Source organism: Synechococcus sp. CS-1333 (assembly GCF_025128015.1).
Classification (GTDB): Bacteria; Cyanobacteriota; Cyanobacteriia; order PCC-6307; family Cyanobiaceae; genus MW101C3.
Genome location: NZ_JAHLYO010000003.1, coordinates 42,277 through 67,119 on the forward strand (window position 1 = coordinate 42,277; position 24,843 = coordinate 67,119).

Sequence of the window (24,843 nt, forward strand, 5' to 3'; positions counted from 1 at the left end):
CCGCACGCCACTGGCTCCGCCTCCAGCGCCGCTTCAGGCCTGGTGCCACAGCTCTTTTTGCGTCTGGGCCGGTTGCTGGTGACGGCCGGCCTGTGGCTGCTGGCCGTCGCAGCTCCGCTCGCTTTTCAGCCGGCGGCCGCTGCTGCTGCGCTGTTCCACCTGGTGGGGCCGGTGCCGGTGGAGCTCGGCCTGCACGATGGGCGCCTTTCCACCTGCACGGCGCCAAGCCATTGCGTCCGCCAGGACTGGCCCCTCGCCGATCCGCTGGACGGTCTGCGCCAGCTGGTGCCGGTGCTGAAGGCCACGCCAGGGATCAGGGTGGAGCGCTTCGAGGAGGAGCCGGAGGCGGCCTATCTCCACGCCACCGCGGAAAGCCGCCTGTTCGGCTTCATCGACGACCTTGAACTGGCGGCCGATGCCCGCAGTGGCGTGCTGCAGGTGCGCTCGGCCTCACGCCTCGGCGATTCAGACCTGGGGGTGAACCGAGCTCGGCTGGAGAGCCTGAAGCAGGCCCTGGATGCCGGGATCAGCCCCGCTGCTGCCGGCTGAGGGTGGCGGCGGAGAACACATGACCCAGTTCGGCGGCAATCAGCACCACCGCAGCGGGATCGGCGGCCCCGTCCACCCTGGCCTTGAGCGCGGGATCGCCTTCCACCTGCAGCAGGAACGCGTTCAGTTGGGCTTTGGACATGGTCGTTGACGGCGGAGGCCTGACTCCGTCCTACTCGGGGGCGCTGAGCGCCCCCGGGCCTCAGACGTTGCCGAAGGCCACCTGGCAGGCGGCATTGAGCAGTTCCGCCTCCGCGGCGGACTGGGGCTGGCGGCCATCCAGAAGGCCGGCGTTGCAGTCGGCCGTGAGCTGGTAGGTGCCGCCGTCGGCGGTAACGGCGAAACTCACCACCGAGCTGCTGGTTGGCACCACCGAAGCGAAGATCAGCTGGTAGCTGCTGTTCGGCACCAGGATGTAGGTCTGGTTGGCGCTGATGGCTGAATTGACGGCGTTGTTGATGATTGAAGCAGTGGCGAGGGTGGCGATGCCCCAGGTGGCGGCGCGGGCGCCCCACCAGCCCCAGGTTGGCGTGCTCCAACCGCCATACCAGCCGTAGTTCCACGGCCGCGCCACGCCCCAGCCTGGCCGCGCCCAGCCGGCATTGACGTTCACGTTGTTGATGTTGACGCGCCGATCCCAGTTGACGTTGGCGGTGCGATTCACATTGACGTTTCTGTTGATATCGCGATTCACCTCCCGATTCACGTTCCGGTTGTTGTCCAGATTGCGATTCACACTACGGTTGGTGTCGCGGTTCAGGTTGCGGTTGCCGGCCACGGTGTTGCCGCTGGGCCGGTTGAGCGAGGGGTTGACGCCGGGTTGACGCACTTGGTTGCTCCAGCCGCCGCTGGGCCTGGAGGATCCACGGCTGAGACCGCTACTGGCGTTGCCAAAGCCTGTGTTGCCCCTGCTGCCGCCCTGGGATCCAAGGCTGGCCCGTGAGGCACCACCCCCACCACCACGGGAGCCGCCGCCGCGGGAGCCACCACCACCTCCCCGAGCGATCAGGTGTGTGGGAGGGGAGGCAGTTGCAGTTGAGGAATCAAAAGCGAAGCCGGCACCAGCGGGAAGTGTGACCATGCCAGCCAACACAAAGGCGAATCCGGAGAGTTGGTTCATTTCAGGACCAGATCACATCCGTCGTCGTAGCAGCTCGCGTTGGTGCGACCGCTGCTGTCGAAGTGCACGCGAACCAGATCCCGCCCAGTCATCAGATCGGGCCGGTTCTCTTGCACGCTGTTGAGGTAGTTGGGATTGACGACGCAGAGATCTCGGCCGTTGAAGCACACCGTGTTGGCTGAAAACCGTGCCGACGCGCTTTGCAGGGTCTCCCACTTCTTGCGCTCGGCGTTGTAGAGCTCCATTTTCAGAGGGGAGTCGGTCACACGGATCGTTTTGGTCACTGCGCCGATGCGGTGTCGATACAACGTGACGCTGCCGAAATCCTCGGCTTCAACTGTGCAGGCCTGGGGATCCGCTCCCGCCAGGCTGCATCTGGTGGAAAGCTTGTAGAGCAACTCTGCACAGGCCGGTGCCGCAAGCAGGGCGAGTGCGCAGCTCGCCAGAGCTCCGCTGAACAGGACGATCGCTTTCTGGGGCATTGGGGTGGAAGGCTTCACCCTGCGGACAACCGCACGGTGGAGGGTGGAGGTAGGTGTTGCCTCACTGTGGCCGGGACGACTACATCGCCGCCACGGAGCGAATGGGTCCGCAACATTCTGACTCACATCCAGCGGCGCCGATCTTCGGAACCCAGGCGAGGACGTGGGTTGGTGGACACGGTGGGGCCCTGAAGGTACGTGAAACCTGTTGGCATGATCCGCTTGAGCCCCGGTCTCTCGCTGAATCCAACTTGGAGTCAACTCCCTGCATGATGATGGTGTTGAGGATATGGGTGAGTGCCGATCTCCACAGCGTCCGGGTTGTGCGCATCGCCCAAAGAATCGTATTTGCAGCGCGGGCTTTCAACTACTCCGGCGACGTCCCCTCCTTTGGCAGGAGAACGTTGTTCTCGTGAAGAAAGGCCACGGGCAACGCCTCGCCCCCAGCCTGCTGGAAAGGGTGGCGCGCGACACCTTCAATGGGCAGATGTCTTCGCCGCCCCGATGGGCGCATCTCGATCGCCTTCACCACCCCACGCGCATCCTGACCTGTGCCATCCGATTCACGCCCGCAGCCGCTGCCGTTTTCGCCAGCGCACAAAGGGCAGCGCCACCAGCGCCAGGCCCGGATTGCGCAGGCAGGTGCCCAGCAGCGCGCGCAGCAGGAAGGGCCGCTGCCGCACCAGTGCCAGCTCGGTGGCGGAGAGCCCCAACCCCAGCGCGAACACCAACGCGAACAGGGTGACGGGCAGCGCCAGCGCCACGGCCGGATTCACATCGGCCTCGCACCGGTGATCAACAGGATCAGGGCGACGCTGCCGATCAGAGTGAGGGCCATGGCGGTGGCGATGCCGATCGAGGTCTGGTCGACATAGAAGAAGTCGTCACGCTGGAGTCGCTTGAGCGTGCGCAGGTGTTCCCGTGCGGCGGCGGCCATGGCCAGGATGCCGGTGAGCACGAAGCCGATCGCCACCAGCCGCACGCCGAGGCCGGCATGGACGGGCCGCTCGAAGCGATTGGTGTTGATGGCGCCGATGATCTTGTCGAGACCGAAGCCGAAGCTGATCAGCGCCAGGCAGGTGCGGATCCAGGCCATCAAGGTCCGCTCTGCCGCCGCCCGGTTGCGTTCCTTGGCCAGCTCGTTGGTGAGATTGACCGCCATCAGGGCTGCAGCAGCGGCCCGAGCTGCGGCAGCAGCGCCGCCAGGGCCCGGCCGCGGTGGCCGAGGCGGCGCTTCAGATCGAGGTCCATCTCCGCGAAGGTGAGGCCGGCCTCCGGCACCAGGAACACCGGGTCGTAGCCGAAGCCGCCGCTGCCGCGCGGCGCCGTGAGGATCTCCCCAGGGCAGATCCCTTCCACCGTGAGCACGGTGTGGCCGCTGGGATCTGCCAGAGCCAGGGCGGCGGTGAAGCAGGCGCGGCGGTTGGCGGTGGGCGCCTGGGCTGCAGCTTGTTCACCCAGTTCCCGCAGCAGCCGGGCGATGCGCTCGCTGTCGCTGGCGGCGTAGCGGGCCGAATGGATGCCGGGGGCGCCGCCGAGTGCCTCCACACTCAGGCCCGAGTCGTCGGCGAGTGCCCAGCAGCCGGTGGCCAATGCCACGGCTTCAGCCTTGAGCCGGGCATTGGCGGCAAAGCTCTCGCCTGTTTCCTCCACCTCGAAGCCACTGGGCTGGGGGCGCACATCGAGTGGCGGCAGGCCGGCGGCGCGGGCCGCCTCGCCGTTGAGGGCGGCGTTGAATTCCCGCAGCTTGCCGGCATTGCCGCTGGCCAGCACCAGCACGGTGGATGGGGCGGGCGGGGTGGTGGGGGTCATGCCGCCTCCGCGTACTGCCGCGCCCAGGCGAGCACCGCGGCCACCCGCTCGGGGCTGGGGCCTTCGCAGTAGAGACGCAGCAGCGGTTCGGTGCCGGAGAAGCGCAGCATCAGCCAGTGGCTGGCGCCGAGCCGCAGCTTGACGCCATCGGTGCGGATCACCTCCAGCACCGGCGCGCCGGCCACCTCCGTGGGGGCGGCATCGGCCAGCTGCCGTTCCAGCCGCTGGCGGGTGGCCATGTCCCGCAGCCGCAGGTCGAGGCGGTCATAGGTGCCGGCGCCGCCGTGGGCCTCGCGCAGCTGATCGAGTCGCTCGCCCAGCGGCAGCCCCCCTTCCACCACCGCTTCCACCACCAGCAGGGCGACGAACAGGGCATCCCGCTCCGGCAGGTGCATGCCCAGCCCCACCCCACCGGATTCCTCCCCGCCGATCAGCACATCACCGCTCAACATCTCGGCGGCGATGTACTTGAAGCCCACCGGCTTCTCGATCACGCGCCGGCCGAGGCCTTCGGCCACCTGTTGCATCAGGTCGGAGCCGCTCACGGTTTTGACCACGGCGCCGGGCAGGCCGCGGGCGCGGGCCAGGTGATCGATCAGCAGTGGCATCAGCAGCTGGGTGCTGCAGTAGCGGCCCCGCTCGTCGATGGCGGCGATGCGGTCGCCATCGCCATCGAACACGATGCCCAGCGCCGGCAGGCCGGCGGCGGTGCTGGCGCGCACCGCTGCGATCAGTTCGCCCAGATAAGGCTCCAGCGGTTCGGGGGGATGGCCGCCGAACAGCGGATCGCGGTTCGAGCGGATCTCCTGGATGCCGCCGGTTTCAGCCGGGTGGGGTGCAGCGGCAGGCGGCTGGCCCAGCAGCGCCGGCAGGCCACCGGCGGCCGAGCCGTGCATGGGATCCACGATCACCGCCATGCCCAGCCGTGCCAGGCCCTGGCGCAGGGCGCCGGTGTCGACCAGCCGGCGCAGCCCCGCCAGGTAGCCGGCCCAGCCATCGAAGCGGGGGGTGTCGCCGGCGATCGGCACGGTGATGCCGCCGGCCTCCAGGCGCTTCTCCACCCGGGCGGTGAAGTCGCCTTCCACCGAGCCGCCGAAGTGGCCCTTGATCTTGAGACCGAGCCATTCCGGTGGGTTGTGGCTGGCGGTGATCACCAGGGCGCCCAGGGCGCCGCGCTCCACTACCGCCCAGCTGCAGGCGGGGGTGGGCACGGGCGTGTCGGTGAGCAGGGGCTCCAGGTCGGCGCCCCGCACGGCGGCGGCGATCGCCTCGGCCAGTTCAGGCGCGAGGAAGCGGCGGTCGTAGCCGATCACCACCTCCCGGCTGTGCAGGCCCGGCGGGGCGGAATGCTCCAGCTCGCGGGCGGCGGCGGCTGCCACCGGCAACAGCCGCTCCACCGTGATGTCGACGCCAAGGATGCCGCGCCAGCCATCGGTGCCGAACCGGATCGGGCTGGGCTCCAGGGGCAGGGGGGCGGACGCCATGGGGGGGAGGGGAAGTGCCAGGGTCGTAGCAGCGTGACGCATCCTGCGGGGCAGAGCGCGTGCCGGCCTCTGGGCAGGCCACCGTTCCCTTTAGCTTGGCCTCATGCCTTCCGCCCACCCCGATCGGGTGCTCACCGACCGTTTGCTGCGCAGCTGGGTCCGCTGCCGTCGCCGCGCCTGGCTCGACCGCCATGGCCCCCAGGAGCGACGACTCTGGACGGCCCACCGCACCCTGCAGCTGGACGACCAGCAGCGCTGCTTTGTGCAGTTGCTGGGCCGCAAGCCCCAGCGGGGTGAGGCGGGTTGCGCCGCCGCCGCGCCCGCCGTGGTGGGGCTGCGGCTGGCCGGCGAGGGCCCGGGCGGGCTGGCGCTGCAGGCCCACCCGCCCCTGCTGCTGCGCACCACCGGCAGCAGCCGCTGGGGCGCCCATGCCTATCTGCCGGTGATGGCGCGCCACGGCCGGCGGCTCACGCGGGAACACCGCCTGCTGATGACGCTCTGGGGCCGGCTTCTGGGGGAGCACCAGGACGCCAGCGTGGCAGAGGGCCTGGTGCTGGCCCACGGCGCCCGCGGGCTGGAGCAGGAACACCTGGCGCTGGGCCCTGGACTGCAGCGCCAGCTCGACGACAGCCTGCCGAAACTGGCGGACGATCTGCAACGGTCTCAGCCGCCACCGCTGGTCAACGACCGCAAAAAGTGCGTGCTCTGCTCCTGGCGGGGCCTGTGCGACCAGGAGGCGGCCCAGCAGGGCCACCTCAGCGAAGTGAGCGGCATTGGCGGCAAACGCCGCGAGCTGCTGCTGGATCTCCATGTGGGCGGGGTGGCGGATCTGGCGGCGGCCGACCCCGGTGCCTTGGCCGATGCGCTGGAGGTGCACGGCGAGCAGCACCGTGAGGTGGCTGAGCGGCTGGTGGCCCAGGCGCGGGTGCAGCGCGACGGCGCTCCGCAACGGATCGCGCCTCTCCCCGGCCAGCCTCTGCTGGCGCTGCCGGAGCTGGCGGCGGCCCCCGGCGTGCTCGTCTACGACATCGAATCCGACCCGGACGCCCGCGACGACTTTCTGCACGGCTTTCTGCGGATCGAGCGGCAGGCTGATGGCCGCTGGCCCACGGCCGCCGCCGCCGGCAGCCGTTACCAGCCGCTGCTGGCCCTGCATGAGCACGGCGAAGCCTTGCTGTGGCAGCGCCTGCGGCGGGCGCTGGCGCGCAGTCCGGGGTGGCCCCTGCTCCACTACGGCGAAACCGAGGCGGTGGCGCTGGTGCGGCTTGCCCAGCGCCAGGGCGCCAGCGAACGGGAAGTGGCGGCGCTGCGGGCGCGGTTGGTGGACCTGCACGTGCGCCTGCGGCGCCACTGGTTGCTGCCGGTGAGCAGCTACGGGCTCAAGGGGGTGGCTGGCTGGCTCGGCTTCCGTTGGAGCCAGAAGGGGGTGGATGGGGCCCGCTGCCTGCTGTGGTGGCGCCAGTGGCGCGGCGATGGCACCGCTGCGGGTCGCGGCAGCCACCACAACCTGCGCTGGATCCTCCGCTACAACCACGACGACGTCCGGGCCACCTGGGCGGTGGCCCGCTGGCTGCTGGAGCAGGACCAATCGCCCCCGCACCAGGACCCGCCGGCACCACTTGCTTAGAGCTTGCCCGCCCCGCCGCCGGCGCCCACCGGCGGGGTTACGAACGCCTCCGGGATGGAGAGCGCCAGTTCCAGCCCGCCCTCGGCCTGCAGGCACGCCTCCGCCAGTGCCTGCCGCCGCACCAGGGCCAGCCCCAGCCAGCAGGCCGGCTGCTGAGCAGTGGCGGGCAGCTCCAGACAGGAGGTGATCCGCCCGGCCCGGTCGCCCGCCGGGGTGTGCAGGCTGCCACCTGGCAGCGGCAGCGGGCCACCGGCGGGAGGCGTGCACACCCAGCGGCGCAGTTGCTGCTTGACGCCGTCGTAGGTGGCCAGCTTGGCCAGGGTTTCCTGGCCCACGTAGCAGCCCTTCGAGAGGCTCACCCGCCCTGCCAGGCCCAGCTCGAACGGGTTCACCTCCTCGTTGATCTCGGCGGGCGCGGCGGGGTGGCCGCCCTGCAGCCGCCAGCGCTCGGCCTCGGCGGCAGAGAGGGCCGGCAGCGCCTGGAGCGCCTCTGGCTCCGGCGTCTCGGCCGGCAGCACCATCCGGCCGCCCGGCAGCAGAAACCCCTCGGCGCCGTCGGCCGCGCCGAGGGGTTGCCATTGCCCGGGGGGCGCCAGCAAGGGGCCGGGAGCCTCAAACAGCGTGAACAACCTGACCGGCTGGGGCGCCCCCAGCACCACCTGATCGGCCGGAAACAGCACCCGATCGAGTGCCTGATGCACGGCGCCGCCATCACCGGCGCTCACCAGCAGCCAGGCGCCTGCGCCATCCACCAGCACCTCGGCCAGCGCGCGCAGACGGCCGGTGGGGCTGATGCAGCAGGTGGCCAGGCACTGGCCGCTCTGGGCCCGCTCCAGGTCCTGGCTGGTCTGGCCGTGCAGGAAGCGCAGGGTGTCAGCCCCTTCCAGGCGGATCAGCACCGCCGGCTGCTGCAGGCGGCTGGGGCGGGGCGGCTGCCAGGCCCATGGGTCGGGCTGGGGATGGGGCGTCACGGTGGGGGAGCATCCGGCGCCCTTACCCTTGCAAATCACCGCCGGGATCGGGGCGGGATCAGCTGGTGGCGGTTGGGGAGTGGTTGCTTGCGGCTGCTTCGTTGTTGCCGGCGGCCGCGGCGATCTCCTCCAACAGGAACAGGCTGCGCAGTTCCAGCCCGGCTGCGGTCATCGCCTCGAGGCCGCCTTCCTGCCGATCCACGATCGTGACCACCCGCTGCACCACATAGCCGGCCTCCCGCAGTTGCCGCACCGCCTTGAGCGACGACCCGCCGGTGGTGACCACGTCTTCCAGCACGGTGATCGTGCTGCCGGCGGCGGGGAGGGGGCCTTCCAGCCAGGCACCGGTGCCGTGGCCTTTTGCCTCCTTGCGCACGATCAGGGCATCCAGCGGCCGCCCCACCAGCGCCGCCGCCAACGCGACGCCGCTCACCAACGGATCGGCGCCGAGGGTGAGCCCGGCGACGGCCAGCGCACCGTCTTCCACCTGCTCCAGCATCAGCTCCGCCAGCAGGGCCAGCCCGTAACCGCTGAGGCTCACCGGTTTGCAGTTCACGTAATGGTCGCTGCTGCGCCCGGAGGCCAGGGTGAAACGGCCATGGCGATAGGCGCGGTCGGCCAGCAGCGGCAGCAGGGCGCGGCGCCGTTCCGCCGGATCAGCGGGGGGCAGCGGGGTGGCCGGAGCGGCGGCCAGGGAGTCGGGAACGGCGGACACTGGCAACTTTCCGGCTTGCTGACTTAGTTTGCGCTCAAATGGCCAGCTCCTGCCTGCAACGGGCACGGGCGTCTCTGGTGCTTCCGATGACCCGCCCCACCCCTTCTGCTGTGGTTCCCACCCGCTCCGTTGCATCCCTGGCGTGGCCTTCCATGATGCGGCCGGGTCTCGTTGCATGGCTGGTGGCGGCTAGTGGCCTGGCGGTCATGACCACAGCCCCTGCGTTGGCCGACCCGGTTGTCTGCACCACAACGGTGGAGGCCGGTGCCTCCGGTTCGGGCCCAGGCCGCGCGGCGCCGGTGGAGGTCACCCGCTGCGGCGTGGTGGAAGCCACCGACACCCTCTTCATGCGGCGCGCCTTCAGTTGGCGCTCACCGTTTGCGGCAGGGGTGAACATCCTTCATCAGGCCACCGATATCCTCGGCATCGCGATGGGTGGGCCGGAAGGCAACCGCGTGATGGGACTGGGCTTTCCTGATCAGGCGATCATCTGGGATGGGAGCGCCATCAACAACACCGTCAACGCGGCGATGGAAGAACTCAGCTCGCCGATCCCGTTTCGCACAGCTGACCTGCCCAGCCAGTTCACCGGCAGTCTGCAGGGTTCCGGTGAATCGATGGCACCGCATCAGCTGGATGATGGCGCAGTACCCACGTCGATGTGGTCACGGCCGATCCGCGGCTTGTGGTGAGCGGCACGCTGGGGGTCTAGCAATCTGGTGAATGCAGCGGACTCATAATCCGCCTAAGCCGGGTTCGATCCCCGGGACCCCCATCAAACAATTGTCGCCGGCTCATTGCGGCGCAACCGGTGCGGCTTTCCGGAAGCAGCCTCCAGCTGGATTCATTCCACACCGCGCCGTTGACACCGCCCTCTGCCCCACTTAAGGAGAGGTCGGAGCCGATCGGTTCTGCTGTTTGTTTCCCGCACCGGAATCGATGAGCCACGAGAGCTTTCGCGATGAACTGGCCAGCACAGCCTGCACCCTGGCGGCCCGGGGCAAGGGACTGCTGGCCGCCGATGAATCCACCGGCACGATCGGCAAACGCTTCGAGGCCATCGGTGTGGCCAACACCGAGGCGAACCGCCGCGCTTACCGCAGCCTGCTGGCCACCACACCTGAGCTCAACGAGCACATCAGCGGCGTGATCCTGTTTGAGGAAACCTTGTTTCAAGACAGCGTGAATGCGCTGGGCGAACCTGGTGCGCCGCTCGTGGACTTGTTCCGCAGCAGCGGCATCGTTCCTGGCATCAAGGTGGACCAGGGTCTGGAGCCGCTGGCGGGCGGACTGGAGGGAGAGAGCTGGTGCACCGGCCTGAAGGGACTGCAGGAGCGGGCAACGCGCGCCTATGCGCGCGGTGCTCGTTTCGCCAAGTGGCGCGCGGTGCTGAAGATTTCCGCCGAGGGATCCCCCTCGGATCTGTGCGTGCGCGAGAACGCCTGGGGCCTGGCCCGCTATGCGCGCACGGTGCAGGAGGCGGGGCTGGTGCCGATCGTGGAGCCGGAAATCCTGATGGATGGAGACCACGACATCGAAACCACTGCTGCCGTGCAGGAGTGGGTGCTGCGCACGGTGTACAGCGCCCTCAGCCACTGTGGTGTGTTCCTGGAGGGCAGCCTGCTCAAGCCGTCGCTCACCCTGCCGGGCATGGCCTGCGCCACCCCGCCCAGCCCCGAACTGGTGGCTGAATACACCTTGCGCACGCTGGAGCGCACGGTGCCGGTGAGTGTGCCGGCTGTGCTGTTCCTCTCCGGTGGCCTGAGCGAAGAGGAGGCGAGTGTGTATCTCAACGGCATCAATCAAGCCACCACGCCAGCGCCGTGGCACCTGGGCTTTTCCTACGGCCGTGCGCTGCAGCAGTCGTGCCTGAAGCACTGGGCTGGCCACGATCTGGCCTCCGGCCAGCAGGCGCTGTTGGCGCGCGCCCGGGCCAATGGCCTGGCGTCTCAGGGCCTCTATGCGCCCGGCTCAGAACCCTCCGATGGTGCGCCGTTGTTTGAGGCGAATTACAGCTATTAGAGGTGGGTTTGGATGCGACGTTGGTGCGTTCCGGACTGTGGGGTTGAATGCCTGACGATCTGAGCGGTTGACTGTTCGAGGACCTGAGGCCTGGGACGCTGGTAATGGATAAGGTCGTCGTCAGTTCCGGCATGGATTGACATCCATCTGCCGAATGGGTGGCAGATGGATGTTCTGCTCTTCCTCGATGGCCATGTGGGCAGGATGTTGATGGCAATGGCTGTCAGCTGTCGTGAGTGGCAGAAGGCAGTGGGAGTGCCCAGATCCCTCTCGGCTGTGATGGCAAACGTCTGGAGAGAGTCTAAGATTGAACACTATCAGTTGATCTCGTTGTGGCCTCAGTTGATTGCGGCGGATTCCTGCATCGCTACTTCTTGGAAAACTCTTCCAAGCTCATGCATAAATGGATTCATTACTTTGATATCTATGAGCGACATTTCTCGAGATTCCGCAACGCCGCTCCGGTGATCCTTGAGATCGGGGTTTTTGGTGGCGGTTCTTTGGCTATGTGGAAGGAGTATTTCGGTCCCGGCGCACAGGTTCTTGGTCTTGACATCAATCCTGAATGCAAGCAGCATGAGGGCGAAGGTGTTGACATCTTCATTGGTAGCCAGGATGATCCTGCGGTGATCGAGCGGATCTTCAGCCGCTATCCACGAATCGATATTGTCTTGGATGATGGCAGCCATCGGATGAGCCACATGGTCTCTTCGTTTGAATTGCTTTATGAACGTATTCATCCCAGAGGCGTTTACATGGTGGAAGATACGCATACTTGCTATTGGGATGAGTATGACGGTGGGATTGGACGATCGGGGAGCTTCATCGAGTTCGCGAAGGGAAAGATTGATGAGATCAATGCCGTGCATACGCGGGGTGCCTTGCCGATTTCCTCATTCACCCGCACCACAGACTGCATCTCGATCTACGACAGTGTGGTCGTCTTTGAAAAGCAACCTCAAGGTACGAGGCAGGCGCCGATTACGGAGCCATTATGATGTTTTGTCTTCAAGCGATGGGATGAATTTCTGGCTATTGGTCTTGTGGCATCGTTGGTCTTTTCCTTGGATCATTGAATTGATCATCGGTCTTCAAGTGGCTTCGCGGAGTTGCGGCGCGTTGTGGTCAGAATTTCTTCACAGAGCTGAATCAAGGCCTTGTGAAGGCTCCCCTACGGTCGGTCCGATCGGGAGGATACCTGCACACTTGTCAGCGAGAACCACGGGATCGAACACATCGGCTCTGCTGCCAATTGATCGTCAGCGACCATCTGTCTGATTATCTTTGGCCCATCTCCCCCACGCCATGACCATGGTGATCTCAGCGCTCCAGCATCACCTCCTGCTCAGGATTCAGTCTTCCAACAAAACCCTGCTGACTTTTCACTTTCCTCCCATACAATCCAGCTCCCGGCTGGATCGGTGCGAGCGTGGGCCTGCTTCTTGTTTTGGTGGCGATCGGCCTGGTTGACAGTCTGTCGATGGTTCCCCTGGCTCTGGTGCCGATGACGGTGGCGCTTGGTAGCCGTCGTCCCGTGGCCCTTGCTGGTTCGTTTGTGGCGGGGGTTTATGTGGTGTATGTGTGCTTTGGCCTTTTGTTGTTGTTAGGAGCAGAAGCCTTCACAGCGCACTTCGGTGCAGGTCTTGCACGCCTCTGGAATCAACCCCAGGTGCTGGAGTTGGTGATTCAGATCCTGGTGGGACTGTTGCTGTTGGCCTCCCCCTGGCTCATGCAGCGATCAACCACCGCCAAACCACAGGAGGCCCCAGCAACCGGTAATTCACCGGCCGCCATGGCGGTGCTCGGGGGCAGCTTGGTGTTGGTGGGCCTTCCGGGCGCCGTGCCCTACCTCGCGGCTGTGGAGCGGATCGTGCAACATGACCCGCAGGGGTTGGCGGGAGTCGCTTATCTCCTTGTTTACAACCTCATCTTTGTGCTGCCTCTGCTCAGCCTGATCGGGCTGCGCTTCCTCTTTCCCCAGCAGGCCGGCAGGATCTTTCAGTCGTTGGCCTCGCTCAGTCTGTCGGTGCTGCCGAAGCTCACAGCGGTGGTGGTGGTGGTGCTTGGCTTGGTGCTGGTGGCCGACGGCATCGGTTGGTTTCTCGGTCATCCCTTGCTGCCGGTGTCGAGCTGACGTGCACGAGTGGTTCATTCACCTGGGCAGCTGCGATCCATCTCCGATCACCATGGTTTTGCATCCACAGGCCAGAGGATAGAAACCTCAACCCATCAGCAGAACCATCAGGAGCAGGCTCAGTCCCTGCCTGGCAGTGGCTGGCAAGCTGCTGCGCGCTTGTTCGTGATGTGGTTAGCGCGGAGTAGGCCTTTACCAATGATGACATTTGCCAGACAGGTGGGCCTCATTCAGTTATGTTTGCTCTTCGGATAATAGGTGTAGCTATGGGATTGCAATCTATGTTTGGCAAGTCCTTGCACTTGCTTCGTTCTGCTAGGCCGGTTCAGCGTTCTTTCCCTCTTCTGGGTGAATCTTCGCGGCCTCTTTCGGCGGCTTGTTCGGCGCCACACTCCTTGCAAAGGTCTGCGCGCCGCTGGTGGGCCATCCCCTTGCTGGTGATTCCGTTCACAGTGGCGCAGGCCCCAATCGCCTCCGCTCAGTCAACGAAGTTCGCCTTGGCCTGTATCGGCACCGAAACCGGTTATTCCGTGAACTTCGCTTATCGCTGGGGCAGCTCAGGTGAGTGGACGTCCGCCACCGTGGCACCCGGAAAGTGGCTGAAATTGACCTGGAACTACAAGTTTGAAGGCGAGAATAAATCGCCTGCGCTCAATGTGCGCTACGACGACAACACCACCGGCGTCACCAATATCGTACGCACCCCTCTGAAGGCTTACGCGGCCACCCAATCCGATTGTGAAGACCAGGGTAAAACCTTCAACTTCTACCAACGAGGCACGGAGCTGTACATCTCCGAGGAAGACTGACCACCGGCTTCGCTGATGGGGCGGCCTTTCCTTCCCGACCATTGCTGCTGCCGCCACGTCTGTCGTCGCTGCTGCTGCCATCCCTGCTGCAGGCAGTGGTTCTCCCCTGTGCGTCTGCTCTACAGTTGCTCTGACAGTTCTGGGGTTTGGGTGATGGGCTCAGTGCCTTTCATGACCTTGGGCTCAATGCTTTGCATGGCCTTGGGCACTGGCGCTCATCCATCCAGGCAGCTGTGCAAGCAGCTTTGCATCAGGAGTGATCAGTGCAGCGACGCCGGGCCCTGTTCCTCTCCCATGGTGGTGGTCCATTGCCTTTGCTTGGTGATGCGGCCCATGCCGAAATGGTTGCTTGCCTGACAACCATTGCCGCCACGATCGAGCGGCCTTCCGCCATCCTTGTGGTGAGTGCCCATTGGGAAGAGCAGCAACCCACTGTGACTGCCGGCGCGAATCCGTCGCTTCTCTACGACTACAGCGGATTTCCACACGAGTCGTACGAGATTCAGTATCCATGCCCAGGTGATCCGCCGCTGGCGTGCGCCATCGCTGCGGCGCTGGCTGAAGCTGGCATCGAGGCCCGCCTCACGACCACGAGAGGATTGGATCATGGCCTGTTCGTGCCTCTGAAGATCATGTTTCCCGCGGCAGAGATCCCATGCGTGCAGCTGTCTTTGCTTCGCAGCCTGGATCCTGCCCAGCATCTGGCCCTGGGCCGTGCCTTGCAAGGCCTGGCGGATCCGGGGTTGCTGCTGATCGGTTCGGGCTTCTCCTTCCACAACATGAAGGCCTTCTTCACACCCGATACAGCTGAATCCAAGGCGATGAATGGGGCCTTCGAGAACTGGTTGCTCGACACCTGTTCCAACCGCCAGCTCGCTGAACAGGAGCGCAGCCAGCGTCTGCTCCATTGGCAGGACGCCCCTTTTGCCCGCTACTGCCATCCCAGGGAAGAGCATCTTCTGCCGCTGCATGTCTGCTATGGCTATGCGGCCTCGGCCTGTTCCAGCAGCTACGAACTACAGATCCTTCACAAGCGAGCGTGCATGGTGCTCTGGGAGGTTGAGGCCTAGGAGGCTGCTGACACGGTCTGGGGAAGCCGGGTGATGCGGGATGAACACTTCAAATCCATCTCCTGCTGCGCCCCTGGCCCCTGAAGGACTTCCGCTCGCCGAGATACGGCTTGAAGTGCCTCTGTGTTGAACCTCACGGAACTTCGCCAGGGGCGCCCAAACGTTGTTCCGCAGCTTCCCAGCTGTGCTTTCCCATCGGGGTTGTTCATGCCTGCAGCTGAGCCACCCGCTGCGGGGCGGGTGAGGCCCACAGATTCATGGCATGATGCCCATCATGCGATACGCCGACGGTCACAAGCAAGCTGTGCGTGAGCGCATCCTGCGCGCTGCCGCGGCTGAATTACGCCGTCAGGGGCTCTCGGGTATCGGCATCCCGGCGCTGATGAAGCAGGCCGGCCTCACCCATGGCGCCTTCTATTCCCATTTCCAGAGCCGCGACGCCCTGGTGGCTGAAGCCATCCGCACGGCGGCCGCCGCCAGCGCCGAGGGGCCGCTGGCTGAGGGGCTTTCGCTGGAGCAGAGCCTTGCCTTCTACCTCTCGCCCGAGCACGTCGCTCACCCGGAGCGGGGCTGCGTGATCGCGGCGCTTGGGGGTGAGGGGGGTCGCCAGCCGGCGTCCGTGCGCGCCGCCTTTGCCGCTGCGGCCCATGGGTTGCTCGCGGCGATCGAGCGCAAGTTGCCCGCCCGCCCGCCCGCCAAGGTGCCCTGCGGGGACGAGCCCGGCGATGCCACCCCCAGTGATGCAGCGCTGCAGCTGGCGTCGGCCATGGTGGGAGCGGTGCTGCTGGCGCGCCTGGTCGACGATCCCGTTCTGGCCAGCCGCCTGCTGGAGGCGGTGGCCCGCCCTGTTGGCCCCTGAGCCGAAGGTGGCTGAGCTGGGCCATGCCCCTGCCGGATCCGCCCCCTCTCTTTTTTGCTCAATGGCATGACGCACATCATGGCTAACAACCAGAACTGCCGCTCGCCTGCCGCTGCCTGTCCCCGCCGCGCTCCAATCCACTCCCCGCCTGTACACCAGCCGCGCTCCATCCGTTCCCCAGTCGTTCCAGTCGCTACCCAGCAATGACAACCGCCCGTACCCGCCGTCAGCAGCATTTCCTCAGCCGCTACGGACCCTGGGCCGTGGTGACCGGGGCCTCTTCCGGCATCGGCCGTGCCCTGGCCTGCCGCCTGGCGGAGACGGGGCTGAACCTGGTGCTGGTGGCCCGCAGCCGCCCTGCACTCGATGGCCTTGCCGCCCAGCTCGCTGCCCGGCACGGCGTGCAGGTGTGCGTGCTGGATCTGGATCTGGCTCGGGACGACCAGCTCGCTGTGCTTTGTGCCGCCACGGATCCGCTGGAGGTGGGTCTGCTGGTGGCCGCCGCGGGTTTCGGCAGCTCGGGCCCCTTCCTCGATGCCGACCTCACCAGCGAAACCGAGCTGTTGATGGTGAACGGCCGAGCGCTGATGCAGGCCTGTTTCCATTTCGGGCGCCGCTTTCGCGCCCGGGGCCGGGGTGGTCTGGTGTTGCTCAGCTCGATCGTGGGCTTTCAGGGGATGCCCTACGCCGCCCATTACGCCGCCACCAAGGCCTACGTGCAGGCCCTGGCGGAAGCGCTGCAGGTGGAGCTCAGCGCCTGCGGCGTGGATGTGCTGGCGGCTGCGCCGGGGCCCACCCACAGCGGCTTCGCGAGCCGGGCCGGCCTGCGCCTTGGCCATGCTCTCGACCCCGAAGCGATCGCCCAGCCGATCCTTGAGGCCCTCGGGCGTCAAGGCACCGTGCTGCCCGGCGCCCTCTCCAAGCTGTTGACCTACGCCCTGGTCCCCCTGCCGCGCTGGGTGCGGGTGAGGATCATGGGCCAGGTCATGCGTGGGATGACCAGCACACACTCGCCAGCAACGCAGACAAGCAGGAGCTGAAGAGCGAGGACTGGGAAGCAACAACTGAGGTGCAGCACCAGCAGCGCCAGCAGTAGTTGAGGAGCAGCCTCAAAGCAGAAGGCCCGAACCGTTCCTCCTGACCTGAACTGTTCCTCCTGAAATGCCAAGGCCTGAGCGGCGCCATCCTGTCTGGGTTCAGCCCAGCCTGGCGAGCACACCCACCAGGGCCATGACCAGCAGCACGATGCTGCTGGTGAAGCTGATCGCGAAACCGGCGGCCCGTTTCTCGGCCGCCTGGAGGTAGCCGACGGCGAAGGCCACGCGGCCTCCCACCCAGACGAAGCCCAGCGCTGTGGCCGCGGGCTCACTGCTGAAGGCCACCGCCAGCCAGAAGCAGGGCAGGAAGACCATCAGCTGTTCCAGAGTGTTCTGCTGCACCCGCAGCGCCCGCTCGAACGGCTCGGGACCCACCACCGAGGGCGGTTTGACGCCGTGCTTGACGCGAGCCGCGCCCACCAGCATCACGGTGGCAAGAAAGCCGACCATGGCCACGAGGGTGACCAGAGCCGGCAGGGGGGGAATCGACATGTCCGCTCAGCGGGGAGATTCGATTCTCAGAGGGAGGTCGGAGCAGCGGTGGCTGCGCGGTTGAGGGGCACGCTGCTGGACATGGCCGCGCTGCCGGCGGCTGCGGCGGCCTGGGGCTGGCGGGCGCCGAGCAGGCCGCTGAGAATGCCGGCATCAAAGGAGAAGCGGCCCGGGCCGTTCAGCAGGATCGCCAGGCTGCCGCCCAGGTACAGCACCACCAGTTCCAGCACGTAGATGTTGAAGCCGCTGGTGAGGATGTGGTGGTAAGCCGCCACGCCCATCGTTCCGGCCAGGGCCAGCGCACCGATCGGTGTGAAGAAACCCAGGATCACGCACCAGGAGCCGAGGATTTCCGAGAAGCCCGCCACTTCGGCGAAGAACACCGGGAAGGGCAGGTGCAACGGCACCACGTAATTGGTGGCGAAGGTCTGCGGATCTGCCAGCTTCTCCTGGCCGTGGTGGATCATCATCGCGCCGATGGCCAGGCGCAGGATCAGCAGGCCGGTGTTGGCGAGGAAGCCTTCCCGCAGCACGTAGCGGGACAGAAAGGAGGTCATGGGTGCAGCCGGAGCGGTGGTGAGGGGGGACGAAGGGGGAAAGGGACGGGGGGCGGGAATTCTGAGAAAAGCGGAGCTGGCAGCGCCGGCTCAGAGCTGTCCCTGGGAAGGGCCGGCCAGGCCGGCGGCCCAGAGGGCAACGGCCGCGGTGAGAAAACCGAGGAACACTTCCAGCAGGGTGAGGGTGGTCATGAACTTTTCATTTCTTTACACACGATGGCGCGACAGGTGAAGAAGTGTGAGGAGACCGGCTTGTGGGCGGGGTCGAGGTCGGGGGGGTGGGGTCGGGGCCGAGCGGCTGCGGCCATGCCGCGGGTGCGGACTTGGAGCCGTTGGGCCGCAGGAGGCGCCGTGCGCTTGAGCGATTGGTGCACGGAAGTGGCGCCGCAAAGGAGCGCTGGAGGCAAGGCAGCGGCTGGCCCTGCGGCTGACTCGGTCTGGCCGTGTGCGGCTCTCGGCCGGGCCCGCGCCGGCCCGCGTCTCGCGACAGGATGTTTACATTCCGCAACATCGGTTCATGACCGTCGGCGAACTCTTCATCGAAACCCTCGCCACCGGGGTGATCACCCCGTCGGAGCTCGATTGGGTCGTGGCCCGTCAGCAGGGCTTTTCGCGGGTCGAGGAGGCCACGGCGCTGCGTCTCGGTCGCCTGCTGGACGACGGCGAAATCCAGCTGGGCTGCCGCCTCTCCTCCGCCAAGCTGCACAACGACCTGATCCGCCAGGAGTGGATCGAACCGCTCGGCCGCCGGCGCCATCGCCAGGGCTGAGTCCGCTCCCTTCTCCTTCTCCCCCGCCATGACCGCTGCCCCCGCCCCTGAAGCGGCCCCAGCTCCCGCCGCAGGAGTGGCTGTCGGCTGCCGCGCCCCGGCCGCGCTGCTGGAGCGCCTGGCCGGCCTGCCCGCTATGGGGCCGGGCCGCCGTCTCCTGGTGCTGCTGTGGCCCCAGCTCGGTGATTTCGACAGCCTCGAGTACGCCCAGGCGCTGGTGCCTGCCCTGCCCCGGCTGCAGTCCGCCGGCATCGAGGTGCTGGCCATCGGTATCAGCCATGGCCCCGGGCGTGAGCGCTTCTGCGCGTTTACCGGTTTCCCCCCGGAGCGGCTGCTGGTGGATTCCGAGCCCCGGCTGCACCGCGCCCTTGACCTGGCGAAGGGTCTGGGGGCCAGCGCCGGCCCCTGGCCCGGCCTGCTGCTGATGTGCGCCGGGATCAGTTCGCCGGGAACCCTGGCGGAAGTGCTGCGCGGCTACACCGGCGATCGCCGCACGCCGCTGCGGCCCTTCGAGCTGGCCACCACCCGGCTGAGCAACATGATCGAAGTGCTGGGCCATTGGCGCACCTATGTGCCCCGCGACGACTTCCTCACCCAGCGCGGCGGCACCTTCCTGATCGACGCCGACGACCGTCTGCTCGCCGTGCACCGCGATCCGGGGCTGCTGGGCTTCTCGGCCACCATGCACCGGCCGCTCCAGTTTCTCGAGCCCTTTCTGGAGGGGGAAGCGCTCCCGGATTGAGCACGTTCTGGCGGCACAGGCGGCTCAGGGATTGAGCGCCTCGCACTGCCAGCCGGTGGCTTCCCGCCAGCGCTGACGGTGGTGCGGTGTGCCGCTGAGCTCCAGCAACTCCACCTGCTGCACCGCAATGCGCAGCAGCAGAAAGTGGGGCGGCAAGGGCGTGCCGTCGGCCAGTTCGCTCGGAAACGCCGCCTGCGGATCGAGTGCCTGCCCCGGCGGCGGCCAGCCCCACAACGCCCGCCCCGCCGGGCTCAGCTGGCGCCAGTGCCGCTCGCGCGCCGCCAGCAGGTCTGCGCCGACCGGCAGCTCCAGGCGCCCGCGCAGGCGGAACTGGCTGCGGGCCTTCGGCAGCAGCCAGCAGAGTTCCACCGCCGGCTGGGCCGCCAGCTCCTCGGCTTTGGCGCTGCGCCCGTCGCTGAGCAGATCGAGCCGCACCGCATCCGCCCAGCCGCGGAACACCAGCGTGCGCACCCTTGGCGTGCCATCGGTGCCCACGCTGGCCAGCTGCAGCCAGCGCCCCGCCGGCGAGCGACCCTCCCGCTCCCGTGCACCGCGCAGCAACACGCGCCAGGCGGGCAGGGCGCTGCTGCTCAAGCGGCGCGCTCGCAGGCGTAGCTGATCACGCCCCCCTGCCGCAGCTGGAAGCGCGGCGCCGCTGGATCCTCCAGGCTCCACCACCACTTGCCGTCGGTGTAGCTGGGGGCGCCGGCGTTGTTGGTGCGCGGCAGCTGCAGCGTCACCCCACGCCACCGCAGCACCACGAACGCGCCCGGCACCGTGCCCGCCGCCGTGTTGGGAATGCCGATGGCATCAACGGCGCCGTTGTCGGCCAAGGCCAGCAGGGGATCGCCATCGCAGCGGTAAGCCTCGGGGCTCGCCGCCAGCGCCGGGGTAGGCGCCTGCAGGAGCGGCAGCAGCACCAGAGCCAGCACAGCAACCATCGCCGCTGCGGCGCGCCCGGCCGTGGCGAACCAGCGGCGGGCCGAGCGCCTGGCTTGGCGCGGCAGTGGCCCGGCCTGGCGCTGCAGTTGTTTCGCCAGGGCCTGCGGCCGGCACATCGGGGGCATGGGCGGCAGGCGGGGCTCAGCCATTGTCTTGCCTTCCCAGGGCCGCCGCGTCGGGACGCGCATTCCACGCTGAAGACGTGCGCCTACCCCCAGCCGTGGCCGTAGCTGAAGCCTCACCGGTGGCCGCAGTTGAAGCCTCATGCGCTTCTGCAGCCAGACAGCCCGAAGCCGCGCCCACTGCTGGCGTGCCAGGGGGGCTCAGCAGCCCCATCAGGCGCTCGGCCAGGTGTTCGCCGCTGCGCCAGGCCCCTTCGGCGCGGCCGAATCCGGGCCCGGTCAGGTAGTCACCGCAGAACGCCAGGCGGCTGTGGGCGCAGAGGCTGAGGTCGACGGGCAACCCCTCGCCGCGGGGAAAAGCGGCGCTCCAGCGCATCAGCTGCCGCTCTCCCGCCGGCGGCTGGCCGGTCGCCTCAGGGAGCCAGGCGGCTAGCGCGGCCTGCACGGCGGCCGTGAGTTGCGCGATCAGGGCCTGCTCGCGCTCCAGGTCGAGCTTCACCCCCGGCAGCTGCACAGCGGCGGAGCCCGAGCCCACCGTCTGCAGATGGTCGGCGGCGAGCGCGGCGCTGGAGTGGGCCACCACCGCGCAGCGGCCCTGCGCACCGGGCTGGATCGACACGCGCCGCAGCCCCCAGCGGTGCTGGGCGCCGGCTTCGAACTCCAGCAGGCGAAACGGCAGGGCCAGCCAGGGTTCCGCCGCCGCCCCCTCCAGCTGCCAGATCAGGTTGCTGCAAGGCTCCGCGCCCAGGGTGGCGATCACGCGCAGCGCCGCCGCCAGCTGCGGGTCGCCGGCCGCCAGCGCCGCCAGCGGTGCGGGTGCAGCGCCCAGCAGGGCCCGCCCGCGCGGATGCACCAGCAGGGTGCCGCTCAGCACGAGCCAGTCGACGTCTGCCAGGTGTTCGCCCTCGCGGCCGAGCAGGCGCCAGCCGCCGCCGGCCCGTGGTTCCAGCCGCTGGATCAGGCGGGAGCTGTGCAGCGTGCAGCCGGCGCCGGCCAGGGCCAGCAACCCGGCACACACCTGCTCCATGCCACCGCGGCCGCGGTAGCGGCTGCCCTGCAGCAACGGCTCCGGCCCGATCGGCTGCAGGGCGCCGCTGGCATCAAGGCGGGCGCAGGGTTCAGGCCAGGGTTCGATCCAGCCACCCGCCAGCAGTGGCGCCAGCAGCGCCGGCGGCGGATCGGTGGTGATGGTGAGCAGTGGAGCACCGTGGTCGGCCCGCCGCTGCGGATCGTGGCGGGAGCGGCGGGTGCTGGCGCGACCTCCCGGTCCACGCCCGGCTTCCCAGAGGGTGATCGGTGCCGGCCAGCCCAGCTGCGTCAGCTGGGCGGCGAGGGCGCATCCGGCCAGCCCCGCGCCGACGATGGCCAGCTGCGGCTGCGGGCTGCTCGCCTCAGGGGGCATGGACGCGGAGCAGTTGGGCGCCGTAGTCCTCGCTGAACATGGCCTGCAACTGCCAGGCCTCCAACAGGGTCTTGGCGATGGCGCGCAGGGCTTCGATGTCGTCGCAGTCGTCGATGGTGCGCGAGTGCATCGCCACAGTGAACTCGCGATCGAGGGAGAGGGGAGAAGCCACAGCGTTTTTATAAAACGTTACAAAGCTCGATGCCTTGCTGTGGGTCGGCTCACCGCACCACCCGCTGCTTGCTGCTCACCTGCGCCAGCCCCTGGAGGCCATGGCTCACCAGGTGACGCCGTGCAGCTTCGGCAGCGGTGCTGTCTGGCTGGTGACGGCGTAGAGCTGGGGAATGTTGTGGCTGTTGTAGACGCGGAATTCACGCACCAGCGACGCCCCTTCCTCGCGCACCGCTTGGTTCAGCACCAGCGAGCCATCCGGGTCGGACACCGAGCGGTGGAAGGTGCCGGGCGGAATGCGCAGGATGTCGCCGCCGGTGTCGAGCCGAACGATGTGGAACGGGTAGTTCCAGCCCAGGTTCACCAGGAAGAAGGTGCGGCCGCCGTGCATGGCCAGCAGGTTGTCTTCCTGGTGGGGATGCAGATAGAACTGCCACGCCCCGGTGGCGGGGTCGTCGGGGGGGCTCACGGCCGGCCCGGTGTGCACCACCAGATCCCTCGCATTCGAGGTGGGCACGGTGATATCGAAGAAGCGGACCGCCGGGGTATCGCGAAACTTCTCGTAGGGGATCAGCTCAAACATCGGCGCCGGCCGGGGCGAGCGATGCGGGCCCTGTGGCAGAGCGGTTGTGGTCATTGGGGCCACACCGGGCGGAACCGGCGTCAGACGGTGGTCTACCTAAACGATCATCACACTCAGTTGAACGTTTCAACCACTACGGAATGACGTTTTGGGACCGGAAACCGTTCCGGTTGGTTGAATGCGCCACAGAGCTTCAACCGTTGCACGCGCCGCCGCTGCCCCCTGCCTGCTGACGCCGCTGCTACCCGCCCCGGCCTTGGCCCAGAGCCAGCGCACGGCCCCCGTCCCGCCAGCCGCCCCCCCGTGTCGGTGCCGGCCTTCAGAACACGGTCACCCAGCAGACCTGGTGGTGGCGCGCCAACCTCAAGGAGGTGCTCTCCGAGCAGGAGCTCAGCGAGCTCGGCATCGTGCGCAAGGGGCCCAACGCCGCCCAGAAAGGCCAGATGACCGGCGCCCGCTACATCGGGCTGGGCACCGTCACCTCCTACGACTCCAACGTGGAGAGCAAGACCTCCGGCAGCACCTTTGGCCTGCTGGGATTCGGAAAGCAGCACCAACAGGCCGAAACCCGCGATGACGTGGCCATCGAGGTGCGCGTGGTGGACAGCAGCACCGGTGAGGTGGTGGGGCGCCGCACGGTGGAGGGCCGTGCCACCAACACCGCCGAGGCCGGCTCCCAGGGCGTGAGCCTGTTGCCGGCCGCCAAGGCACTGCGCGCCGAAGGCCAGCCGGGTGTACCGCCGTGCTGAACTCCCCCGTTCAGAAGGGGATCGGCATGTCCACGGCGGCTGGTGCTGGGGCGCAGCCAGCCACCCGCTCCTCCACCACCTGGCCCACCACCACGATCGACGGCGACTGAAACCCCTCCGCCGTCACCCGCGCTGCCAGGCTGCCGAGGTCGGCGATCAGCTGGCGCTGGCCGCTCACGGTGCCCTGCTGGATCACGGCGGCGGGGGTGGTGGACGCCAGGCCGCCCGCCATCAGTTCCTCGCAGATGCGTGGCAGGTTGTGCAGGCCCATGTAGATCACCAGGCCGTCGCTGCAGCGGGCCAGGCCGCGCCAGTCCACCCCGGGGCGCCCTTTGTCGATCTCCTCGTGCCCCGTCACGAAGGTGACGCTCGAGCCGGCGCGCCGATGGGTGACCGGAATGCCCGCATAGGCCGGCGCCGCGATGCCGGCGGTGACCCCCGGCACCACTTCCACAGCCACGCCATGGCGGGCGAGGTGCGCCGCTTCCTCACCGCCCCGGCCGAACAGGAACGGATCGCCTCCTTTCAGGCGCACCACCAGCCGATGCCGCCGGGCCAGCTCCACCAGCACGGCATTGGTGCTCGGCTGTGGCACGGAATGGTGCCCGCGCCGCTTGCCCACGAAATGGCGCTCACAGCCGGCCGGCGGCAGATCGAGCAGGGCCTTGGGCACAAGCGAGTCGTAGACGAGGGCATCGCACTGGCTGAGCAGCCGGTGGGCCTTGAGCGTGAGCAGCTCGGGATCGCCCGGCCCGGCCCCCACCAGATAAACCTTGCCGCTGGCAGAAACGCCGCTGGAAGGGGAAACGTCGTCCGGCAGGGGCGTGGCTGTCATGGCAGCGCCGCGAGCTTCTCCAGCAGCACCCGCTGCAGGCGCGGCCGTTGCAGCAAGGGGGGTCCGAGCTCCAGCGGCAGGCTGTCCGTGAGGCGGTTGGCGGCCAGCGCCAGAGCAAGGACAGGGCTGCGGATCGCCAGTTGGAGCTCCTGTGGATCTGGCGCACTGTATGAAGCGGGCCGGCAAGCGGCACCGGTGATCCTGCTCAGGTGCTGCAGATAGCGCCGGCCCAGCGCCCCGTCCAGTGGGTGGTGTAGCAGCAGCGGCGCTGCGGCCGCCCCCTGTCCCAGCTCCTGCACTTCCTGCGCCAGGGCCTGCTGCCAGCAGCGCCAGGCCCCCAGAAACGGCAGCCGGTGCAGCGGACCCGCCTGACGCCAGCGGGCGGCGATCGCCGGCAGGTCGTGCCGCACATGGCCACCTGGCACGAGGAACAGGGGCACCAGCGTGGCGCCCTCCGGCCCCTCCGGCCGCGGCGGCAGGGGTGCATGGGGCGACCCCTCCGCTGCGGTGAGCGCCAGCAGCCGCACGCTGGCGCCGCGCCGTTGCTCCAGCGTGTCGCGCAGGGCCAACAGGTCGTCCGGGATCAGACCGCCGCTGCGCCCGTGCACCAGCAGCAGCAGGCCGGCGCGCTGCATGGCTTCCAGCGTTTTGTAGGTCTTGCGGATGTCGGTCACGCCGGCGTCGCTGTTGGTGGTGGCGCCAGCAGGGTAGAGCTTGGCCGCGACCAC

Annotated in this window: 31 protein-coding genes and 1 tRNA gene; 14 read left to right on the forward strand and 18 right to left on the reverse strand. The window is 67.9% G+C overall.

The window, feature by feature from the left end:
• Nucleotides 1–42: 42 nt before the first annotated feature.
• Nucleotides 43–549 (forward strand): DUF1499 domain-containing protein, encoded by a 507-nt coding sequence (locus tag KQ303_RS00465; RefSeq protein ID WP_311134086.1) that lies wholly within the window; start codon nt 43–45, stop codon nt 547–549.
• Here the strand turns inward: KQ303_RS00465 and KQ303_RS00470 are convergent.
• The 7 genes from KQ303_RS00470 to KQ303_RS00500 all read right to left on the reverse strand — a co-directional run bounded on the left by KQ303_RS00470 (nt 527) and on the right by KQ303_RS00500 (nt 5,447).
• Nucleotides 527–691 (reverse strand): Nif11-like leader peptide family natural product precursor, encoded by a 165-nt coding sequence (locus KQ303_RS00470; RefSeq protein ID WP_094514532.1) that lies wholly within the window; start codon nt 689–691, stop codon nt 527–529. The two genes, KQ303_RS00465 and KQ303_RS00470, sit on opposite strands and share 23 nt — an antisense overlap.
• 60 nt (nt 692–751) lie before the next feature.
• Entirely contained in the window at nt 752–1,378 is a 627-nt protein-coding gene (locus KQ303_RS00475; protein ID WP_259728708.1) for a hypothetical protein, read from the reverse strand.
• Nucleotides 1,379–1,665: 287 nt separating this feature from the next.
• On the reverse strand, nt 1,666–2,151 hold the full coding sequence (locus tag KQ303_RS00480; RefSeq protein WP_094514539.1) for a hypothetical protein: 486 nt from the start codon (nt 2,149–2,151) through the stop codon (nt 1,666–1,668).
• A 563-nt stretch (nt 2,152–2,714) separates the two neighbouring features.
• Nucleotides 2,715–2,927 carry a hypothetical protein gene (locus KQ303_RS00485; RefSeq protein WP_259728709.1) on the reverse strand — a complete coding sequence of 71 codons (213 nt, stop codon included), beginning with the start codon at nt 2,925–2,927 and terminating at the stop codon, nt 2,715–2,717.
• On the reverse strand, nt 2,924–3,313 hold the full coding sequence (locus tag KQ303_RS00490) for a YidH family protein (protein ID WP_259728710.1): 390 nt from the start codon (nt 3,311–3,313) through the stop codon (nt 2,924–2,926). The genes KQ303_RS00485 and KQ303_RS00490 overlap by 4 nt, the downstream gene beginning before the upstream one ends.
• Nucleotides 3,313–3,963, reverse strand: coding sequence for an RdgB/HAM1 family non-canonical purine NTP pyrophosphatase (rdgB, locus tag KQ303_RS00495; RefSeq protein ID WP_259728711.1), 651 nt, complete (start codon nt 3,961–3,963; stop codon nt 3,313–3,315). The genes KQ303_RS00490 and rdgB overlap by 1 nt, the downstream gene beginning before the upstream one ends.
• Entirely contained in the window at nt 3,960–5,447 is a 1,488-nt protein-coding gene (locus tag KQ303_RS00500; protein WP_259728712.1) for a phosphoglucomutase/phosphomannomutase family protein, read from the reverse strand. The genes rdgB and KQ303_RS00500 overlap by 4 nt, the downstream gene beginning before the upstream one ends.
• 103 nt (nt 5,448–5,550) lie before the next feature.
• Between KQ303_RS00500 and KQ303_RS00505 the strand changes: the two genes are divergently transcribed.
• Nucleotides 5,551–7,074 (forward strand): TM0106 family RecB-like putative nuclease, encoded by a 1,524-nt coding sequence (locus KQ303_RS00505; RefSeq protein ID WP_259728713.1) that lies wholly within the window; start codon nt 5,551–5,553, stop codon nt 7,072–7,074.
• On the opposite strand, the gene KQ303_RS00510 is transcribed toward KQ303_RS00505, so the two are convergent.
• Nucleotides 7,071–8,045 carry a folate-binding protein YgfZ gene (locus KQ303_RS00510; protein WP_259728714.1) on the reverse strand — a complete coding sequence of 325 codons (975 nt, stop codon included), beginning with the start codon at nt 8,043–8,045 and terminating at the stop codon, nt 7,071–7,073. The genes KQ303_RS00505 and KQ303_RS00510 overlap by 4 nt on opposite strands.
• 58 nt (nt 8,046–8,103) lie before the next feature.
• A complete protein-coding gene (pyrE, locus tag KQ303_RS00515) occupies nt 8,104–8,715 on the reverse strand; it encodes an orotate phosphoribosyltransferase (RefSeq protein WP_259728735.1) in 612 nt (203 codons plus the stop codon).
• 251 nt (nt 8,716–8,966) lie between these two features.
• Between pyrE and KQ303_RS00520 the strand changes: the two genes are divergently transcribed.
• The 9 genes from KQ303_RS00520 (at nt 8,967) to KQ303_RS00560 (ending at nt 16,694) form a co-directional block, all read left to right on the forward strand.
• Nucleotides 8,967–9,452, forward strand: coding sequence for an occludin/ELL family protein (locus KQ303_RS00520; protein ID WP_259728715.1), 486 nt, complete (start codon nt 8,967–8,969; stop codon nt 9,450–9,452).
• Nucleotides 9,453–9,462: 10 nt separating this feature from the next.
• Nucleotides 9,463–9,535, forward strand: a tRNA-Ile gene (locus tag KQ303_RS00525).
• 164 nt (nt 9,536–9,699) lie between these two features.
• The gene (locus tag KQ303_RS00530) at nt 9,700–10,782 is read left to right on the forward strand and encodes a class I fructose-bisphosphate aldolase (RefSeq protein WP_259728716.1); all 1,083 of its coding nucleotides are present in this window, start codon (nt 9,700–9,702) and stop codon (nt 10,780–10,782) included.
• A gap of 332 nt (nt 10,783–11,114) precedes the next feature.
• Nucleotides 11,115–11,780, forward strand: a complete 666-nt coding sequence (locus KQ303_RS00535) for a class I SAM-dependent methyltransferase (protein WP_259728717.1) — start codon at nt 11,115–11,117, stop codon at nt 11,778–11,780.
• Nucleotides 11,781–12,211: 431 nt separating this feature from the next.
• Nucleotides 12,212–12,916: a GAP family protein gene (locus KQ303_RS00540; protein ID WP_259728718.1), complete on the forward strand. Its 705-nt coding sequence runs from the start codon at nt 12,212–12,214 to the stop codon at nt 12,914–12,916.
• Nucleotides 12,917–13,347: 431 nt separating this feature from the next.
• Nucleotides 13,348–13,725 (forward strand): hypothetical protein, encoded by a 378-nt coding sequence (locus tag KQ303_RS00545; RefSeq protein ID WP_259728719.1) that lies wholly within the window; start codon nt 13,348–13,350, stop codon nt 13,723–13,725.
• A 341-nt stretch (nt 13,726–14,066) separates the two neighbouring features.
• On the forward strand, nt 14,067–14,795 hold the full coding sequence (locus tag KQ303_RS00550; protein ID WP_259728720.1) for a class III extradiol ring-cleavage dioxygenase: 729 nt from the start codon (nt 14,067–14,069) through the stop codon (nt 14,793–14,795).
• 274 nt (nt 14,796–15,069) lie between these two features.
• Complete coding sequence (locus KQ303_RS00555) at nt 15,070–15,654, forward strand: TetR/AcrR family transcriptional regulator (RefSeq protein ID WP_259728721.1); 585 nt, start codon at nt 15,070–15,072, stop codon at nt 15,652–15,654.
• 203 nt (nt 15,655–15,857) lie between these two features.
• Nucleotides 15,858–16,694, forward strand: a complete 837-nt coding sequence (locus KQ303_RS00560; RefSeq protein ID WP_259728722.1) for an SDR family oxidoreductase — start codon at nt 15,858–15,860, stop codon at nt 16,692–16,694.
• 156 nt (nt 16,695–16,850) lie between these two features.
• Here KQ303_RS00560 and KQ303_RS00565 read toward each other — a convergent pair whose 3' ends face one another.
• Complete coding sequence (locus tag KQ303_RS00565) at nt 16,851–17,243, reverse strand: MAPEG family protein (protein ID WP_259728723.1); 393 nt, start codon at nt 17,241–17,243, stop codon at nt 16,851–16,853.
• A 26-nt stretch (nt 17,244–17,269) separates the two neighbouring features.
• Nucleotides 17,270–17,800, reverse strand: coding sequence for a DoxX family protein (locus KQ303_RS00570; protein WP_259728724.1), 531 nt, complete (start codon nt 17,798–17,800; stop codon nt 17,270–17,272).
• A 517-nt stretch (nt 17,801–18,317) separates the two neighbouring features.
• Here KQ303_RS00570 and KQ303_RS00575 point away from each other — a divergent pair.
• Nucleotides 18,318–18,569: a hypothetical protein gene (locus KQ303_RS00575; RefSeq protein WP_094514568.1), complete on the forward strand. Its 252-nt coding sequence runs from the start codon at nt 18,318–18,320 to the stop codon at nt 18,567–18,569.
• Nucleotides 18,570–18,705: 136 nt separating this feature from the next.
• Complete coding sequence (locus KQ303_RS00580; protein WP_259728736.1) at nt 18,706–19,311, forward strand: peroxiredoxin-like family protein; 606 nt, start codon at nt 18,706–18,708, stop codon at nt 19,309–19,311.
• 24 nt (nt 19,312–19,335) lie between these two features.
• Here KQ303_RS00580 and KQ303_RS00585 read toward each other — a convergent pair whose 3' ends face one another.
• The 5 genes from KQ303_RS00585 to KQ303_RS00605 all read right to left on the reverse strand — a co-directional run bounded on the left by KQ303_RS00585 (nt 19,336) and on the right by KQ303_RS00605 (nt 22,531).
• Complete coding sequence (locus KQ303_RS00585) at nt 19,336–19,905, reverse strand: pyridoxamine 5'-phosphate oxidase family protein (protein ID WP_259728725.1); 570 nt, start codon at nt 19,903–19,905, stop codon at nt 19,336–19,338.
• A complete protein-coding gene (locus KQ303_RS00590; RefSeq protein WP_311134087.1) occupies nt 19,902–20,402 on the reverse strand; it encodes a hypothetical protein in 501 nt (166 codons plus the stop codon). Before KQ303_RS00590 ends, KQ303_RS00585 begins: the two co-directional genes overlap by 4 nt.
• The gene (locus KQ303_RS00595; protein ID WP_259728726.1) at nt 20,395–21,777 is read right to left on the reverse strand and encodes an NAD(P)-binding protein; all 1,383 of its coding nucleotides are present in this window, start codon (nt 21,775–21,777) and stop codon (nt 20,395–20,397) included. Before KQ303_RS00595 ends, KQ303_RS00590 begins: the two co-directional genes overlap by 8 nt.
• Nucleotides 21,767–21,949, reverse strand: a complete 183-nt coding sequence (locus tag KQ303_RS00600) for a hypothetical protein (protein WP_094514577.1) — start codon at nt 21,947–21,949, stop codon at nt 21,767–21,769. Before KQ303_RS00600 ends, KQ303_RS00595 begins: the two co-directional genes overlap by 11 nt.
• 105 nt (nt 21,950–22,054) lie before the next feature.
• A complete protein-coding gene (locus tag KQ303_RS00605) occupies nt 22,055–22,531 on the reverse strand; it encodes a redox protein (RefSeq protein ID WP_094514580.1) in 477 nt (158 codons plus the stop codon).
• Between the two features lie 371 nt (nt 22,532–22,902).
• Here KQ303_RS00605 and KQ303_RS00610 point away from each other — a divergent pair, with 371 nt between their 5' ends.
• Nucleotides 22,903–23,280, forward strand: coding sequence for a CsgG/HfaB family protein (locus tag KQ303_RS00610; protein ID WP_259728727.1), 378 nt, complete (start codon nt 22,903–22,905; stop codon nt 23,278–23,280).
• 10 nt (nt 23,281–23,290) lie between these two features.
• On the opposite strand, the gene cobA is transcribed toward KQ303_RS00610, so the two are convergent.
• Nucleotides 23,291–24,115, reverse strand: a complete 825-nt coding sequence (gene cobA / locus KQ303_RS00615; protein ID WP_094514585.1) for a uroporphyrinogen-III C-methyltransferase — start codon at nt 24,113–24,115, stop codon at nt 23,291–23,293.
• Nucleotides 24,112–24,843: CbiX/SirB N-terminal domain-containing protein (locus KQ303_RS00620; RefSeq protein WP_259728728.1), on the reverse strand; the 732-nt coding region annotated here is incomplete at its 5' end. The genes cobA and KQ303_RS00620, both read right to left, overlap by 4 nt.

What these genes read in the sequence shown, in the direction of transcription:
- KQ303_RS00470 (WP_094514532.1), bottom strand. Translation starts at nt 691, where the DNA reads ATGTCCAAAGCCCAACTGAACGCGTTCCTGCTGCAGGTGGAAGGCGAT.
- KQ303_RS00480 (WP_094514539.1), bottom strand. Translation starts at nt 2,151, where the DNA reads ATGCCCCAGAAAGCGATCGTCCTGTTCAGCGGAGCTCTGGCGAGCTGC.
- KQ303_RS00490 (WP_259728710.1), bottom strand. Translation starts at nt 3,313, where the DNA reads ATGGCGGTCAATCTCACCAACGAGCTGGCCAAGGAACGCAACCGGGCG.
- rdgB (WP_259728711.1), bottom strand. Translation starts at nt 3,963, where the DNA reads ATGACCCCCACCACCCCGCCCGCCCCATCCACCGTGCTGGTGCTGGCC.
- KQ303_RS00500 (WP_259728712.1), bottom strand. Translation starts at nt 5,447, where the DNA reads ATGGCGTCCGCCCCCCTGCCCCTGGAGCCCAGCCCGATCCGGTTCGGC.
- KQ303_RS00505 (WP_259728713.1), top strand. Translation starts at nt 5,551, where the DNA reads ATGCCTTCCGCCCACCCCGATCGGGTGCTCACCGACCGTTTGCTGCGC.
- KQ303_RS00520 (WP_259728715.1), top strand. Translation starts at nt 8,967, where the DNA reads ATGACCACAGCCCCTGCGTTGGCCGACCCGGTTGTCTGCACCACAACG.
- KQ303_RS00530 (WP_259728716.1), top strand. Translation starts at nt 9,700, where the DNA reads ATGAGCCACGAGAGCTTTCGCGATGAACTGGCCAGCACAGCCTGCACC.
- KQ303_RS00550 (WP_259728720.1), top strand. Translation starts at nt 14,067, where the DNA reads ATGGTTGCTTGCCTGACAACCATTGCCGCCACGATCGAGCGGCCTTCC.
- KQ303_RS00555 (WP_259728721.1), top strand. Translation starts at nt 15,070, where the DNA reads ATGCGATACGCCGACGGTCACAAGCAAGCTGTGCGTGAGCGCATCCTG.
- KQ303_RS00560 (WP_259728722.1), top strand. Translation starts at nt 15,858, where the DNA reads ATGACAACCGCCCGTACCCGCCGTCAGCAGCATTTCCTCAGCCGCTAC.
- KQ303_RS00565 (WP_259728723.1), bottom strand. Translation starts at nt 17,243, where the DNA reads ATGTCGATTCCCCCCCTGCCGGCTCTGGTCACCCTCGTGGCCATGGTC.
- KQ303_RS00570 (WP_259728724.1), bottom strand. Translation starts at nt 17,800, where the DNA reads ATGACCTCCTTTCTGTCCCGCTACGTGCTGCGGGAAGGCTTCCTCGCC.
- KQ303_RS00575 (WP_094514568.1), top strand. Translation starts at nt 18,318, where the DNA reads ATGACCGTCGGCGAACTCTTCATCGAAACCCTCGCCACCGGGGTGATC.
- KQ303_RS00580 (WP_259728736.1), top strand. Translation starts at nt 18,706, where the DNA reads ATGGGGCCGGGCCGCCGTCTCCTGGTGCTGCTGTGGCCCCAGCTCGGT.
- KQ303_RS00590 (WP_311134087.1), bottom strand. Translation starts at nt 20,402, where the DNA reads ATGGCTGAGCCCCGCCTGCCGCCCATGCCCCCGATGTGCCGGCCGCAG.
- KQ303_RS00595 (WP_259728726.1), bottom strand. Translation starts at nt 21,777, where the DNA reads ATGCCCCCTGAGGCGAGCAGCCCGCAGCCGCAGCTGGCCATCGTCGGC.
- KQ303_RS00605 (WP_094514580.1), bottom strand. Translation starts at nt 22,531, where the DNA reads ATGTTTGAGCTGATCCCCTACGAGAAGTTTCGCGATACCCCGGCGGTC.
- cobA (WP_094514585.1), bottom strand. Translation starts at nt 24,115, where the DNA reads ATGACAGCCACGCCCCTGCCGGACGACGTTTCCCCTTCCAGCGGCGTT.